The following is a 15,165-nucleotide window of genomic DNA, read 5'->3' as shown; positions in this document are numbered from 1 at the left end:
AAAGGTCGCATGGAATGCAGTGGCACAATGCGGGTCTGATAGTGCATTGCCCGTTGTCGGGTTCAGGAAAATGTCGTGAGTGATGTGCCGAACAGCGCCGTGAAGCGCGAGTCTCCGTTCCACGTGGCCGGTCACGCGTGCCGCCCCGATTGCGGCGCGTGCTGTATTGCGCCGTCGATTTCAAGTCCGATTCCGGGCATGCCGAATGGCAAGCCGGCGGGCGTACGCTGCGCGCAACTCGGCGACGATCTGCGCTGCGCGATCTTCGGTCGGCCTGAGCGGCCGGCGTGCTGTTCCGGTCTGCAGCCGCAGATGGAAATGTGCGGCACGAATCGCGGCGAGGCGCTCGCGTGGCTCACGCAGCTCGAGATGCAGACTCGACCGAACGCACAACCGAACGCACAACCGGTGGCTCAGCTCTAGCGCGCGCAAGCGAATCGCCGCCAGGCGCAAACCGCAAACTGCAAAACCACAAGCTAAAACGAACACCGCAATCGCATGCCCGAACAGGTTTCCACAGGAGATTTCGCATGACTCGACCCGCTGCGCCGGCCCGGCGCCGCTTCCTGCTTGCCGCGCTGACGGGCTGTAGCGCGCTCGGCATCACCGTTTCGCTCTCGGCCTGCGCAACCTCGACTTTTCCGTTCATCCCTTCGCATTACACGTTCTCGCAGCAGCAGGTGCAGGACGCGGTGCAGCGCAAATTCCCGTATCAGCGCACGGTTTCGCAAGTGTTCGACGTTGCGCTGACGCACCCGGTAGTCGGTTTGCTGCCCGACGCGAACCGCATCACGGTGAAGCTCGATGCACGCCTCGTGAGTCCCTTCATGCCGCAGCCGGTCGACGGCGTGTTCACGCTGTCGAGCGAACTGGCGTACGACGCCGCCAGCAAATCGGTCGTGCTGAAGTCGCCGAACGTCGACAACGTCAGCGTGAGCGGACAGGCGCAAGCCTATACGCAGCAGATCAATGCGGCAGCGGCGGTGCTCGCCACGCAGTTGCTGACCAACTATCCGATCTATACATTCAAGCCCGAACAGCTGCAATTTGCCGGAGTGAATTACGAACCCGGTACAATCACCATCCTTACAAACGGCATACGCGTGCAAATCGTCGAAAAATGACGCAGCGCGCGGCCGGCAGGGCCGCGCGCTTTCCGTGCCGGCCCTGTTCGTTCCGACTAACTACAGCGATTAGGGGCAGGGATGGACTGGCTATTGGCTTGCAAGGCGCTGATTCTGGGCGTCGTCGAGGGATTGACGGAGTTTTTGCCCGTGTCGAGCACCGGGCATTTGATCGTCGCGGGCAGTCTGCTGAACTTTACCGATGAGCACGCGAAAACCTTCGATGTCGTGATCCAGCTCGGCGCGATTCTCGCCGTGTGCTGGGAATTCCGCCGCCGCATCGGCAGTGTGGTGTCCGGTCTGCCGAGCCGGCCGGATGCGCGCCGCTTCACGCTGAACGTGATCATCGCCACGATTCCGGCGATCGTGCTCGGCTTGCTGTTCGAGAAATCCATCAAGGCGGCGTTGTTCTCGCCGGTTCCGGTCGCGTTCGCGCTGGTGGCGGGCGGCGTCGTGATCCTGTGGGCGGAGGCGCGTCAGCGCGCGCAAGGCGAGAGGGAAGCGCGCGTGCAAAGCGTGGACGACCTGAGCGCGCTGGACGCGCTGAAAGTCGGCCTCGCGCAATGTTTCGCGCTGATTCCGGGCATGTCGCGCTCTGGCTCGACGATCATCGGCGGGATGCTGTTCGGTCTCGACCGGCGCGTCGCCACGGAGTTTTCCTTCTTCCTCGCGATTCCGATCATTTTCGGCGCGACCGCTTACGAACTGTACAAAGACTGGCACCTGCTTTCCGTCGACGCGCTCGGCACCTTCGCGGTCGGTTTCGTGGCGGCGTTCGTCAGTGCTTTTGCCTGCGTGCGCTGGCTGTTGCGCTACATCGCCGCGCACGATTTCACCGCGTTTGCGTGGTATCGCATCGGCTTCGGACTGCTGATCCTGCTGGTTGGTTATAGCGGTGCGTTGAGCTGGACGGAGTGAGCGCGTGCGTTTCGCTTGAGCCATGAGAAAAGGTCCGCGTTTGCGGACCTTTTTCGTTGCGTGGCAAACTCGCCGGGCGTTTATGCAGCGCCGCGTTTGCGGAAGACGAGATCCCACACGCCGTGTCCGAGCCGCAATCCACGGCGTTCGAACTTCGTCACCGGGCGATACTCCGGACGCAGCGCATAGCTGTCGGCGGTATTCTCCAGCGCCGGATCGGCGCCCAGTACTTCGAGCATCTGTTCGGCGTAGTTTTGCCAGTCCGTTGCGCAATGCAGATAGGCGCCGGGTTTCAGGCGCGATACGAGCAGCGCGACAAACTTCGGCTGGATCAGCCGGCGCTTGTGGTGGCGCGCCTTGTGCCACGGGTCCGGAAAGAAGATGTGCACGCCGTCGAGGCTATCCGGCGCGATCATCTGTTCGAGCACCTCGACCGCATCGTGCTGAATGATGCGGATGTTCGACAGATTCTGTTCACCCATCAGTTTCAGCAGCGCGCCGACGCCCGGCTCGTGTACTTCGACGCCGAGAAAATCGTCGCCGGGACGGTGCGAGGCGATCTCAGCGGTGGTTGCCCCCATGCCGAAGCCGATTTCCAGCACGCGTGGCGCCTCGCGGCCGAATACGGCATTCCATTCAGGCTGCTGCGGCGCGAAGGGGACCACGAAGCGCGGGCCGAGTTCGTCCATGGCGCGGCGCTGGCCGGTCGAGACGCGGCCGGCGCGCGTGACGAAGCTGCGGATGCGGCGCCGGTGCAGGGCTTCTTGCGGCGCGTTGCCGTCGGCGTCCGACTGGTGTTCGGTATCGCTGGAGGGCGTCGGGAGGTCATCCGGCAGGCCGGCGTCGTTTGGATCGTGGATCATCGTCGATGCTGCTACAAGGGTGAAGGGCTTCGCGGCTTGCCTCGCGTGCTGCACGGTGTCCGTCGGAGCTCGCGTGGTATGGGCGGCGAACTCCGACAGGCACGGCTGGTGAGCGCGAGGTGACGGGTCGCTGCGCCAGGCCGCCGCTATGACAAAAAAGCCGCCTTCATGGAGGCGGCTCGTGCTGGATTCTGCTGAAGGCGTCAGCAGGAATGTGGAGCGGGCGTTGCAAGTGCGCGTAAGGTAGCACAACCGAAAAGGGCGCGTCCAGACGGACTGCGAACGGCAGTAGTATGGATCTGGGTGGGAATATTACATTTAAATAACGCAGGTGCCCGCGCAATTGATTTAATTTTTTGTAAGGTATTTTCTTGGGGGCGATTATCTGGGGCGAGCAACGATCATCAGCGAATATGCGTGTCGTCGCCGGCGGTCTTACTGTTGTTGCAACTACCGGTGGCGCGCACTTCGTTATGAGATGCCATTCGCGGCGGCGTCGTTACTTGACATTTTTCTCTGCCGGTTTGCGTAAGCGAATCGATTGCCGGATTTGACGGTCGGGAAAAGCTTTTTAACGGGTCAGGACGAGAAGAGCGGTAGAGTCAGATCCTTTCGCGAATCTGCCCGGTTGCTCAAGAGCTGACTAGAAAGTATCTGGAGCGGGCGATGGGAATCGAACCCACGGCTCTAGCTTGGGAAGCTAGGGTATTACCATTATACGACGCCCGCAGAGCACGCCATTCTACGCGGGTTTCACGCAATTTGGCAAACGTGGGCGATTGCGGCCCATCTGGGCGCGTGCTCGCCGCGGGAGCGTGCGCGGTGTTCCGCGCCGCGCCGCGCCGAATTACTGCACCAAGCCGGCCATATTCAGCGGTTCGTTGCGTGCTCTCGCCCATTCGGTGGGCTATCCCCCTTGCGGTTGCTATTTGACGTGCACGAAGTTGCGGCGCCGTTGTCAGGCGCCGCAGCTGAGTATGCTGAAGCAGGCACCGCCCGCTACCGCGCACAGCGCGGAACCTGCCGATCAACGCTTCGACCGCCAAGCAGATCGCGGAAATTGAATGCCGCTAGAAGCCGATATAAATACAAGACCAATCAAATAGTTACGCACTGCCTGCTTCGATTATTTAATTCGTTATGCATGATATTTGATCAGGCTCGATTGAGCGGTCTCTCAGAAAGTTCGAATAAATATTAAAGCTTGTCGGAATGCCGCCGTTTACTTCTTTGGCGTCCTTTCAAAAAGTTACAAGAATCCGTTTGATTTGATTCTGTCAAGTGGATTTCTGGAATGAATCAACGAATCGGCGCTGACGGCAACATCGAGATCAAAATGACCAACGGCGTGACACTGCCAATCTGATTGGCAGCACACTCGCCCAAAAACAAAAATGGATATGAAAATCAAAGCTAAATTGACGTTATCCCTGCTCGCTTCGCTCGCGCTGGCCGCGTGTGGCGGTGGCGGCGACGGGGGTAATTCGGCGGCCGCGCCTGCGGCCGGCAGCGCTTCGGTGCCGGTTGTGGCAAGTGCTCCCGGTCCCGCAAGCGCCCCGGTTCCGGCTTCTTCGCCCGCCCTCAGCGGCGAGCAACTGCCGAGTCTGACGAGCCCGCAGAGCGGTTCGGCTGCGGCCACGGGCAACGGTGTAGAGGGGGTCTGGACCAGCCAGTTCGGCGTCGACAAGACCACGGCGCTCGTCGATCCGCAGGGCAACATCTCTTACCTGAATACGGTAAGCGGCATCGGCTTGTCGGAATTCTTCGGCGTCATCGCGCCCGCCGCGCCGAACTGGACTCTCACCTCGGGTACGGCATTCATCGGCGGCTTCTATTTTCCGACGACCTCCGGCTCGGGCACGTTCGTGAATAACCAGACGTTCACCGGCAGCTATGTCGAGAACAGCACCACGGTGAACCTGTCCTGGAACTACGACGCGGCGAACGCGCTCGCTGTTACCCAGTCGAGCGTGGCGGGTACGTGGGCGGAAACCGGCTCATCGCTGACGATTGCAAACGACGGCACGCTGAGCGGGACATTGAGCAACTGCCCGGTCTCCGGCACGCTGCTGCTCGCCACGCCGTCATCCAGCAAGAATCTCTACACGTTGAACGTGACCGGCACGACCGCATCCTGCACGCTGAAATCGGGCGCGACATATACGGGCAATGCCGCGATTACGTTCCTGCCGATCACGGGCAGCAACCTGTACGTCCGCACGATTTTCTTCATGGTCAAGACAGCGACCAACACCACAGTCGCCTACGGTCAGTTGACGAAGCAATAAGCGGAAACAACAAACGGCGCATGAAACAAAGCCGCCGCCTTTTTGATGGGCGGCGGCTTCTGAATGTTCGCTGCCTGTGCGTTCAGATCACGAAGTAAGTCAGTTGAACGGCCGCGCGGGTGACCACCATCAGCAGCACCTGCACGATCACGAACAGGAGGATCGGCGAGAGGTCGATGCCGCCGAGTTGCGGCACCACGCGGCGCAGCGGGTTCAGAAACGGCGCCGTGAGCTGGTACAGAATCGGCATGGCCGGCGAACGTGGATTGAGCCACGACAGCAGCGCCATCAGAATCGTCAACCAGATGATCAGATTCAGCGCCCACTTGATCAGCGTCAGCACCGCGACGATCAGCAGCGTCGGCAACAGCGTGAGCGGATCGGCGCCGGTCAGTACCACCATCAGCACCACATACACGATGGCCGCAAGGAGAGCTGCGACAAGGCTTGCCCAATCGATCTTGCGCGTGCTCGGCAAGATATGCCGCAGCGGCAGCACGATCCAGTTGGTGACTTGCAGCACGGCGTTCGTGACGGGGTTGTAGGGCGGCATGCGCACGACCTGCAGCCATGCGCGCAGCAACAGGGCCGCGCCGAACAGCGTGAAGACGGTATTGAGCAGAAAACGGGCGATATCGCCAAACATCTCGTGTCCTTATCCTTCGAATGACGGCCGCAGACCGGCCGCAGGGTGCCGGCGCTTTCCGAACGGCGCGCCGGCGGTTTCATTTGAATTTCTCGCGCCCTTTCCGCATTCGGGCGCGTTACGCGTCGTTTGAAGTGGCCGCGTGGTGTTGCGATGCCACGGTTTGTGGGTTGCGCTCAACGGCTCACTGTATTAAAGCCCGTGATTCGTCCCGCTTCCGCGCGGCGTCACACGGAAATCTTGATCTCGCTGATCAGAATCGTGCCGTTGCCACCGTCCGTGTAGTTGGGAATGTCGGCCACCAATTGCTCGGAAGCCGGTTTGAAGACTTTGTAGAAGTCGTCCGCGCTGTCGAACAGGAAGTGGCCCGCGGCGACGTACGGCGGCGGCGTTCCAGGCGGGCCGGCATTGATGCCGACGTCGACCGACCAGCCCTTCAGCGACGGCCCGAACAACTTCGCCGCGAGCGGCATATGCGTGACGCAGTAATAGTTCACGTCGAAGTGGCCGTTTTCCCGGTACGGATAGAGGATGCTGACCTTGATCATTGTGCGTTCTCGTCTGTTGGTCCCGATGCGCGGCGCTGGCGGATTGCGCGCGGCGCCGGACGTCACATTATCACGGCTTACTTGACGCTTGCACCTGCCGCGGCCTGATTCAGCGACCGGTTGAGCGATTCTTCCACGGCCTCGGAGATGGCGTCGATCGCAGCGGGCGGCGTGACGCGGCGCTCGGCCAGTCCGACCGCGCGCCGCGACATCAGCCCGTACAGCGCGGCGTGGTCGCCGCCGAGGCCTTCCAGCAGCGCCAGCTGTTTCTGAACCACGCCCGTGTCGCCGCGCGATACCGGACCCGCGAGCGCGTTGGGCAAACCCTTGTCGCGGGCGGTTTCGATGGTGCCGGAAAGCATCGGCAGCAGCGCGCGCAGCGCGTCGTCTTCGGCAAACCCCAGCGTGCGCCACAGCGCGACGCATTCCGCGAGGCTGCACAGCGCGAAGCTGGCGGCGTAGTGCGCGGCGGCGTGATAGAGCATGCGGCCGCCCGCCGGAATCGACAGCGGATGGCAGCGCAGCGCGACGGCGAGCGCTGTCAACGTGTCCTTCAGGGCGCCGTCGGCCTCGATCGTCACCGAGCAACCGGCGATGCGCTCCAGATCGGCGAGTTCGCCGCTAAAGAGGTACAGTGGATGAAAACCGCCGATCAAGGCGCCCTGGTCGCGTGCCGGGGCGAGCAATTCGACCGGCGAAGCCCCGCTGCAGTGCACGAGCGCCTTGCCGTGCGCGCCGGCCGCGTCGTCCGGGCTGAACCGGAGTGTGTGCGCTGACGTACCGATGCTGTCATCGGGAACAGCTAAAAAGACGATATCGGCGGCATCGACAACCTGTTGTGGGTTCTCGAATACCGCGCAATGCTCGATTTGACTGGCAAGGCGACCGGCGGAACTCGCCGAGCGACTTGCCACCGCCGTGACCGGATAGCCGGCGCGTGAAAAGCTCAGCGCGAGACAACGCGCGAGCCGGCCTGCACCGATAAAGCCGAGGCGCGGCAGAGAGGGCTGGGACATGGGTGCCTGCTCCAGACGGAACATTGGGAAAGCAGAAGTATCGCGCATCCGCCACGCTCGCGGCGCGGCTGAACGTCGGCTTTCCCTTGATCAGTGCGCCTGCGATATGGCGCGCCCGGCCGGTCATCCGGCGGCGTGCGCCCCGCGGGCAAGAAAACTGCTCACAATTCTTCAAAACCGGTTTGGCAGTTGCTGTTCTGGGTATTTCGTCTCGCAGTCAGATTCGGGAGGTTCACGATGAATATTTTTTCTTACCGAAAGCACTTGCGGTTCCTGACGCAGGCACAGCGCCGTCGCTGGTGGGACCAGAAAAAGCGCCTGACGCCGCGCGTGCGGATCAGCGGCGCTTATGTGCCGCCAAGCGTGTCCCGCGAGTTCGCGTATGTGAAGGTCGGCTGACGTAGCGGCCATCGTAGGTAAGGAAATGCCCGGTCTGTCGGCCGGGCATTTTTCATTTTAGGGCGCAATTAGACGCCGTCAGGATTGAAGCTAATTTGTAATCAAAGATTACCGTGAGACGAATGGTTCAAGCAGCAATGCGGGCACTGCGGCGCGTTGCTTGCGTGTTGGCACGCGCAATCCCTGAGTTTTCAGCGCATTACGAAGCCCATTGGTCGCTTATGGCGTCTGCGGGAATTGCGAGGTTTTGCCGCCAATTGCAATTTGCAACAAATGCGAACAGATAGCCGCGGTCTTTTTCGATACATTGATTTCATAGCATGCAGGGCATGCGAAGTCGGCGACCTTGGTGGGCCGCGCTAGGAGAATAAAAGTGAAAAAGATCGTTCCGTTTGTCGTTGCCGCAGCACTCGGCTTGGGACTTGCGGGTGCCGCTCAGGCGCACGTTTCCGTGGGTATCGGCATCGGGGTTCCGGTTGCGCCGGCTTACCCGGTTTATGCCGCGCCGCCGCCGGTTTACTACGCGCCGCAGCCGGTTTATGCGCCGCCGGTCGTTTATGCACCGCCGCCAGTCGTGGTGGGCGGGTATTACGGTGGCTATGGGCGTCCTTACTATCACCACGGCTATTACCGCGGTTATTACGGTCACGGCTACTATCGCCGTTAATCGCGGCACGCAGCGCTATTTTGTTGACGGCGTAACGCCGGCTTCATCGCCGGGTTACGCCGTTTGTATTTTGTTGTCGGCTTTTTTTGCAGTCAATTTGAGGCATCTCGTCGGAATGACGGTTTTGCATTCGCGCCGGCGGGACGGGGCGAAGAGTCGCCGCCACAGAAGCTCACTTCACGCCTGACGTTCCAAACCTCGGTCGAAGCTGGGAGAATGGCTATTTCGCCACCGCTCTGGAGAGTTTCGCCGATGCAAGCGCTTCCCGCTCCCACTTTCGACGACGTACTCGACGCCGCTGCGCGTCTGAACGGCGTCGCCCACCGTACTCCCGTTCTGACCTCGAGCACTTTCAATGAGTGCACCGGGGCGTCGGTGTTCTTCAAGTGCGAGAATTTTCAGCGCATGGGCGCCTTCAAATTTCGCGGCGCCTATAACGCGATCTCGCATTTCGACGCGGAGCAGCGCAAGGCCGGCGTACTGACATATTCGTCGGGTAACCATGCTCAGGCGATCGCTTTGTCGGCACGTCTTGCCGGCATCCACGCGACGATCGTCATGCCGCAGGACGCACCCGCGGCCAAGGTCGCGGCAACGAAGGGTTACGGCGGTGAAGTGATCACCTACGACCGGTACACGGAGAACCGCGAAGAGATCGGCCGACGGCTCGCTGAAGAGCGCGGCATGACGCTGATTCCGCCGTACGATCATCCGCACGTGATCGCCGGGCAGGGCACGGCGGTGAAGGAGTTGATCGAGGAAACCGGCCCGCTTGACATGCTGTTCGTCTGCCTTGGTGGCGGCGGATTGATCAGCGGCAGCGCGTTGTCCGCGGCGGCTTTGAGCCCGGCGTGCACGGTGATCGGCATTGAGCCGGAAGCGGGCAACGACGGCCAGCAGTCGCTGGCACGCGGCGAGATCGTGCATATCGACACGCCGCGCACGATCGCCGACGGCGCCGCCTCTACGCATCTTGGCGACTACACGTTCGCGATTATTCGCAAGCTGGTCGCCCAGATCGAAACGGTCAGCGACCAGCAGTTGATCGAAACGATGCGCTTTTTCGCGCAGCGCATGAAGATCGTGGTCGAGCCGACGGGCTGTCTCGCCGCGGCCGCGGTGCTCAACGGCATCGTGCCGGTGAAGGGCAAGCGTGTCGGCGTGTTGGTGAGCGGCGGCAACGTCGACCTGGAAAAGCTCGCGCAGTATCTCGCCTGATACATCGCGTGGGCAGGCGCTGTCACGCTCGCCCGGTGCTCGATCGAAAACGGCTCGCCAACGCGAGCCGTTTTCACGTCAGCTTGCCACGCGTGCGGTTTGCACGATCAGATCGCGATACCCGTTGACGATCACGCTGTACGAGAAGTATGCAAACAGCAGCGCGGACAATACGTGACAGGCTCGCAGCAAACCGGTGCCCGCGCGTTTGCGCCCGTGGCTGCCGAGTCCGCAGATAAAGATGGTCCAGCACAGGCCGCCGAGAAAGAATCCGCCGAGAAACACCGGCGCGGTGGTCACGCTCGTGGCGCCGGCCTTAGCGATCAGCGCGCCGCCGACCGCGGCGAACCACAAAATCGCCGAAGGCGACGACACCGCCAGCAAGACGCCGCGCAAGAAACCGCGCCACGCGGAAAGATGCGGCGCATTCGCGTCCGCCTCGCCGGCCACCGCGGGCGCGGTCGCCGGGAACATCGCTTCACGCGCCATCTTCCAGGTCAGGAAGAGCAGGATCGCCGCGCCGCCGATCCATACCACCCAGCGCACCGATTCGAACTGCAGCAAAGCCGCCATGCCCGCGAGCGCGAGCGCCGCGTAAATCAGATCGCCGATGCATGAACCGAGGCCGAGCCAGAAGCCCGGTTTGAAGCCATGCGAGAGCGTCAGGGAAATCATGGCGACGTTCACGAGACCGATATCCAGACACAGCGACAGCGACAGAAAAAATCCATCCGACATCATTGAAAAAGCATGCATCCGCGCAACGGCTCCGTTAGCTTTGTTATTTCAGTCTCGTTGTACGGTTTGCCTCAGAGGCCCAACTCGTTCCACAAGGTGTCGATGCGCTGTTTGACCGCGTCGTCCATCACGATGGGGCGGCCCCATTCGCGATCGGTTTCGCCTGGCCACTTGTTGGTCGCGTCGAGCCCCATCTTCGATCCGAGGCCGGCCACGGGCGAGGCGAAATCCAGATAGTCGATCGGCGTGCGATCCACCAGCACCGTGTCGCGCGCCGGATCGATGCGCGTGGTGATCGCCCAGATCACTTCCTTCCAGTCGCGGATATTCACGTCCTCGTCGACCACGACGATGAACTTCGTATACATGAACTGCCGCAGGAAGCTCCACACGCCGAACATCACGCGTTTGGCGTGGCCGGGGTAGCTCTTCTTCATCTGCACGATCGCCATGCGGTAGCTGCAGCCTTCGGGCGGCAGATAGAAGTCGGTGATCTCGCTGAATTGTTTTTGCAGCAGCGGCACGAACACTTCGTTGAGCGCGACGCCGAGCACGGCCGGTTCGTCGGGCGGTTTGCCGGTGTACGTTGAGTGGTAGATCGCGTCGCGCCGCATGGTGATGCGCTCGACCGTAAAGACGGGGAACCACTCCTGCTCGTTGTAGTAGCCGGTGTGGTCGCCGTACGGGCCTTCCAGCGCATGTTCGTAGGCCGCCGAGGCGCCTTTGACCGGCCGCGGCGGAGCGCCCGCGGGAGCGGGCGAAGGCGCGCCTTCCTGCGGATAGATGAAGCCTTCGAGCACGATCTCGGCGCGTGCCGGCACCTGCAAGCCGTCGACGCCCGGCGTGATGCACTTCGCCAGTTCGGTACGGCCGCCGCGCAGCAGCCCGGCGAACTGGTATTCGGACAGCGTGTCGGGCACCGGCGTGACCGCACCGAGGATCGTCGCCGGATCGGCGCCCAGCACGACGGCCACCGGATACGGCTTGCCCGGGTTCTGCAGCGCGAACTCCCGGAAATCGAGCGCGCCGCCACGATGCGCGAGCCAACGCATGATCAGTTTGTTACGTCCGATCAATTGCTGGCGATATATGCCTAAGTTTTGTCGGCTCTTGTTCGGGCCTTTTGTGACGGTCAGGCCCCATGTGATTAGCGGCCCGGCATCGCCGGGCCAGCACGTTTGAATCGGCAACCTTGCGAGGTCGACGTCGTTGCCTTCCCAGACGATTTCCTGGCAGGGCGGCGCGCTCACCGTTTTGGGCGCCATGTCCCACACCGCCTTCGCGAGCGAGAACAGTTTGCCGGCGTCCTTGAGGCCCTTCGGCGGCTCCGGTTCCTTCAATGCGGAGAGCAGCCGGCCCACGTCGCGCAGCGATTCGAGCGCGGCGCCGTCGCCTTCGCCGGCTTGCGCGTCCACACCCATGCCGAGCGCGACCCGCCGAGGCGTGCCGAACAGGTTGCCGAGCACCGGGAACGCATGCTGTGCCTTGCTTTCAAACAGCAAAGCCGGACCGCCGGCGCGCAGCACGCGGTCGCACAACTCGGTCATTTCCAGGACAGGCGAGACGTTTTGTGAGATGCGGCGCAGTTCACCGATCGTCTCGAGACGTCCGACGAAATCGCGCAGGTCTTTGTATTTCATCTGGTGCTGTTCAGTGCCGCGCAAGCGGCGGAAAGGGGAGGCGCAGAAGGATTTAACGGCGCCAGAACGATTGTCGATTTTACCTGTGTTGGCAGGCGCACGTTGCTCAGCCAAACGACCTAGGTGAGAAGGAGGAATCGAGATGGCTCAAAAGGCGCGCGCCGCGCGGTTTTGGACGGTCTGAACACTGTTCATTATTACAATTAGTTATACATTTGCCTATCTATAGTGTTGACGATCTATAAAACCCTGCATAGAATCCGTCCACATTGGTTGCAGGGCGTGAACCTTTTTACCACTGCCCCCGGTCCCATCAGACGCAACGCGTCACCGCTTACCGACTCCCTGCACGGTATTTAACGGTCTTTGATGTCCTCGCCAGCGCCAACTGACGCTGGTTTTTCGCGTGGGAGCCACCGCCCGCATGCTTTTTTGACATGCCGCGGTCCTCTTTCAGGATGGCTCCCCACAAACGGTATTTGCCGTTTTCCCGACGTCGCTGCTGCCCTAACCAGACAGAGCGCGCGATGTCTTGATTCTGCGAACGTGCCTCACCGCCTCTTCAACTGGCGGGGTTCGCGGATCATGCAACATGGGAGATCTGAATGAACGCCTGGTTATCGTGGCGTCCCAATGAGCGTATCGCGCAAGTTGTGCGTGGTGCGCTGCGTCGCGGGACGCAAATGAGTCATCACCTGTTCAGCATCGTCGGCGGTATCGCGGTGGTGCTGACAGTCGCACTGTGGCTGATGCCGGCCCTACGCGGCACGCTAGCCGCCAAGTTGATGCCGGTCATCTCCGCCGCTGTGCAGGCCGGTCCCGCCCGTCTGCTGCAGGGCAATCCGCTGCCGGCTTTCGGACCGCCCGCGCGCGCGTCCTCCGACGACTCGCTGACCGCCAGCTCGAACGGCCCCGATGCCGTGAGCGTGAGCAGCACCAACAACGGCAACACGGTCACCGCGAACAACACCAGCTTTGACAACGCCTTCGACGCTGCCGGCTCGACCGGCATGGGCGTCGCAGCGCTGAACGGCCTCGACCCGCGCACCATGCAAAGCGTTACCGCGCTGGCGAGCCTGATCCCGTCGCAGCGCGTATCCGCCGACGCACGCGACGATCGCGTCTTGATCTCGACCCGCGAGCAAGACCTGGTCGCGTCATTTCTGGCACGGCGCTATCGCGTTGCTCAGGAGCCCGTCAGCGAGCTCGTGAAGGCGGCGTTCGACACCGGCCGTGAAGTCGGTCTCGATCCGTTGCTGTTGCTGTCCGTGATGGCAATCGAGTCGGGCTTTAACCCGTACGCCGAGAGCGGCGTCGGCGCACAAGGCCTGATGCAGGTGATGTCCAAGGTGCACTCGGACAAATTCCAGTATTTCGGCGGTCAGAGCGCGGCGCTCGAACCGGTCGCGAACATCAAGGTGGGCGCGCTGGTGCTGAAGGATTGCATCGCACGTGGCGGCTCGCTGCCGGGCGGCTTGCGTCTGTACGTCGGCTCGACCTCGCCGGACGACGGCGGCTACGGCGCCAAGGTCATGGCCGAGCGTGCCCGTCTGCGTGACGTGGCGCGTGGCCGCAAGGTGCCGATCAACGCACCGCAGGCACCGGTTTTGACGGCGTCGACCAATACGACTACGGCTGCGCCTGCCAGCAATGGCAAGCGCGTGCAGGTGACGCTCGAGGGCAGTCATCAGTTGAGCGCGGCGACACCGGTGAAGGCGCCGGTTTCCTCCGAGCAGGACGATGCGAGCGCCAACGCGACGAAGCACGTGGCATCGGCGTCGGAGTTGGGCGCTTGAGGCTGGAAGCGTAGAACTGGCGGCTCCATGCAGGAGCGGCAATAAAAAAAGGACACCCATCTGGTGTCCTTTTTTTCGTCTGGCGACTGAGGGTGAGCTGCTTCGCTCAGGCTTTGCCGAAGAATCTCGCCAGCCGGTCGACGGCCTCTTCCAGCTTCGGATAGGCAGTGGCGTAAGACAGCCGGATGTATTCCTTCGGCGCGTGCGTACCGAAATCCATGCCCGGAACCAGCACCACGCCTGCATCATGCAGCATGGCCTTCGTAAGCGCCGCGCTGTCGCCGGCCGCGGCATGCGCGACCGTGCGGCAATCTGCGTACACGTAGAAAGCGCCGTCGGGCATCACCGGCACGGAGAAACCAAGCGATTCCAGCGCCGGCGCGATGAAATCGCGGCGACGCTTGAATTCCTGGCGCCGCGCTTCGTAGATCGCGATCGTTTCCGGCTCGAAGCAGGCGAGCGCCGCGTGCTGGGCGAGCGCGGAAGCGCAGATGAACAGATTTTGCGCGAGTTTTTCGAACGCGCTGACCATGCCGGGCGGCACCACCAGCCAGCCCAGACGCCAGCCCGTCATGTTGAAGTACTTCGAGAAGCTGTTGACGGTGATCACGTCGTCGCCAAACGAGAGCGCCGACACGGGCTTCGCGTCGTAGCTCAGCCCCTGGTAGATCTCGTCGACGATGGTAAAGCCGCCACGCGCCCGCACGGCCTTGACGATGCGCTCCAGCTCAGCCGGCTCGATCGACGTGCCGGTCGGGTTCGATGGCGACGCCAGCAGCACGCCACGGGTGTGCTCGTTCCAGAGACGCTCGACGTCGGCGGCGGTGAGTTGGAAACGTTCGGCCGGGCCGCTAGGCACCATCACCGGCTTGCCTTCGGCGGCGATCACGAAATGGCGGTTGCACGGATAGCACGGGTCGGGCATCAGCACTTCGTCGTCGCGATCGACCAGCGCCGCGCAAGCCAGCAGCAAGGCGGCCGATGCGCCGGCGGTAACGACGATCCGCGCCGGATTCACGTCGACGCCATAGAAGTCGGCGTAATGCGCCGAAATCGCCTCGCGCAGCGCGTGCAGGCCGAGCGCGCTGGTGTATTGCGTGACGCCACGGCGCAGTGCGCTCGCGGCCGCCTCGATAACCGGTTCGGGCGCGGTGAAATCTGGTTCGCCGATGCCCATATGAATGATGTCGCGGCCGTCGCGCTCGAGGAGCGCGGCCTCCTTGGCCAGTTCCATCACATAGAAAGGCTGGATGGCGTCGACACGTGCAGCAAGCCGCACCAAGGGTTCGGTCACGGAGTTCATA

General features: G+C 62.3%; 15 protein-coding genes and 1 tRNA gene. 8 read left to right on the top strand and 8 right to left on the bottom strand.

The window, feature by feature from the left end; all coding sequences use genetic code 11:
* Window positions 1-75: 75 nt before the first annotated feature.
* The 3 genes from PQR54_RS20760 (at window position 76) to PQR54_RS20750 (ending at window position 2,042) form a co-directional block, all read left to right on the top strand.
* Window positions 76-423 (top strand): YkgJ family cysteine cluster protein, encoded by a 348-nt coding sequence (locus PQR54_RS20760; protein ID WP_408248914.1) that lies wholly within the window; start codon window positions 76-78, stop codon window positions 421-423.
* Window positions 424-530: 107 nt separating this feature from the next.
* Complete coding sequence (locus tag PQR54_RS20755; protein WP_408248912.1) at window positions 531-1,124, top strand: DUF1439 domain-containing protein; 594 nt, start codon at window positions 531-533, stop codon at window positions 1,122-1,124.
* An 81-nt stretch (window positions 1,125-1,205) separates the two neighbouring features.
* On the top strand, window positions 1,206-2,042 hold the full coding sequence (locus PQR54_RS20750) for an undecaprenyl-diphosphate phosphatase (protein WP_408248910.1): 837 nt from the start codon (window positions 1,206-1,208) through the stop codon (window positions 2,040-2,042).
* 80 nt (window positions 2,043-2,122) lie between these two features.
* Here the strand turns inward: PQR54_RS20750 and trmB are convergent, their stop codons facing one another.
* Both trmB and PQR54_RS20740 read right to left on the bottom strand, forming a co-directional pair.
* A complete protein-coding gene (gene trmB, locus PQR54_RS20745) occupies window positions 2,123-2,905 on the bottom strand; it encodes a tRNA (guanosine(46)-N7)-methyltransferase TrmB (RefSeq protein ID WP_408248908.1) in 783 nt (260 codons plus the stop codon).
* Window positions 2,906-3,560: 655 nt separating this feature from the next.
* Window positions 3,561-3,634 (bottom strand) — tRNA-Gly (locus PQR54_RS20740).
* Window positions 3,635-4,299: 665 nt separating this feature from the next.
* Between PQR54_RS20740 and PQR54_RS20735 the strand changes: the two genes are divergently transcribed.
* Window positions 4,300-5,193: a hypothetical protein gene (locus PQR54_RS20735; protein ID WP_408248907.1), complete on the top strand. Its 894-nt coding sequence runs from the start codon at window positions 4,300-4,302 to the stop codon at window positions 5,191-5,193.
* 82 nt (window positions 5,194-5,275) lie between these two features.
* Here PQR54_RS20735 and PQR54_RS20730 read toward each other — a convergent pair whose 3' ends face one another.
* From PQR54_RS20730 to PQR54_RS20720, 3 genes are all read right to left on the bottom strand, one after another.
* Window positions 5,276-5,839 (bottom strand): YggT family protein, encoded by a 564-nt coding sequence (locus PQR54_RS20730; protein ID WP_106313896.1) that lies wholly within the window; start codon window positions 5,837-5,839, stop codon window positions 5,276-5,278.
* Window positions 5,840-6,066: 227 nt separating this feature from the next.
* On the bottom strand, window positions 6,067-6,387 hold the full coding sequence (locus tag PQR54_RS20725) for an EthD family reductase (protein WP_408248905.1): 321 nt from the start codon (window positions 6,385-6,387) through the stop codon (window positions 6,067-6,069).
* Window positions 6,388-6,464: 77 nt separating this feature from the next.
* On the bottom strand, window positions 6,465-7,403 hold the full coding sequence (locus tag PQR54_RS20720) for a Rossmann-like and DUF2520 domain-containing protein (RefSeq protein ID WP_408248903.1): 939 nt from the start codon (window positions 7,401-7,403) through the stop codon (window positions 6,465-6,467).
* Between the two features lie 237 nt (window positions 7,404-7,640).
* On the opposite strand from PQR54_RS20720, the gene PQR54_RS20715 reads away from it, so the two are divergent.
* From PQR54_RS20715 to PQR54_RS20705, 3 genes are all read left to right on the top strand, one after another.
* Window positions 7,641-7,802 carry a hypothetical protein gene (locus PQR54_RS20715; protein WP_408248901.1) on the top strand — a complete coding sequence of 54 codons (162 nt, stop codon included), beginning with the start codon at window positions 7,641-7,643 and terminating at the stop codon, window positions 7,800-7,802.
* Between the two features lie 373 nt (window positions 7,803-8,175).
* Complete coding sequence (locus tag PQR54_RS20710) at window positions 8,176-8,469, top strand: hypothetical protein (protein ID WP_408248899.1); 294 nt, start codon at window positions 8,176-8,178, stop codon at window positions 8,467-8,469.
* Window positions 8,470-8,721: 252 nt separating this feature from the next.
* Window positions 8,722-9,687 carry a threo-3-hydroxy-L-aspartate ammonia-lyase gene (locus PQR54_RS20705; protein ID WP_408248897.1) on the top strand — a complete coding sequence of 322 codons (966 nt, stop codon included), beginning with the start codon at window positions 8,722-8,724 and terminating at the stop codon, window positions 9,685-9,687.
* 78 nt (window positions 9,688-9,765) lie between these two features.
* On the opposite strand, the gene PQR54_RS20700 is transcribed toward PQR54_RS20705, so the two are convergent.
* Both PQR54_RS20700 and PQR54_RS20695 read right to left on the bottom strand, forming a co-directional pair.
* On the bottom strand, window positions 9,766-10,443 hold the full coding sequence (locus PQR54_RS20700) for a LysE family translocator (protein WP_408248895.1): 678 nt from the start codon (window positions 10,441-10,443) through the stop codon (window positions 9,766-9,768).
* 53 nt (window positions 10,444-10,496) lie between these two features.
* Window positions 10,497-12,065 (bottom strand): UbiD family decarboxylase, encoded by a 1,569-nt coding sequence (locus PQR54_RS20695; RefSeq protein ID WP_408248893.1) that lies wholly within the window; start codon window positions 12,063-12,065, stop codon window positions 10,497-10,499.
* Between the two features lie 605 nt (window positions 12,066-12,670).
* Here PQR54_RS20695 and PQR54_RS20690 point away from each other — a divergent pair.
* Entirely contained in the window at window positions 12,671-13,861 is a 1,191-nt protein-coding gene (locus tag PQR54_RS20690; RefSeq protein ID WP_408248891.1) for a transglycosylase SLT domain-containing protein, read from the top strand.
* A gap of 106 nt (window positions 13,862-13,967) precedes the next feature.
* Here the strand turns inward: PQR54_RS20690 and PQR54_RS20685 are convergent, their stop codons facing one another.
* Entirely contained in the window at window positions 13,968-15,164 is a 1,197-nt protein-coding gene (locus tag PQR54_RS20685) for a pyridoxal phosphate-dependent aminotransferase (protein WP_408248889.1), read from the bottom strand.
* Window position 15,165 lies beyond the last annotated feature (1 nt).

The sequence above is a fragment of the Paraburkholderia phytofirmans genome, from assembly GCF_046028095.1.
Lineage (GTDB): Bacteria > Pseudomonadota > Gammaproteobacteria > Burkholderiales > Burkholderiaceae > Paraburkholderia > Paraburkholderia phytofirmans_A.
Note: the sequence above shows the minus strand (reverse complement) of the source record. Positions and strands in the feature narration are given on the sequence as shown.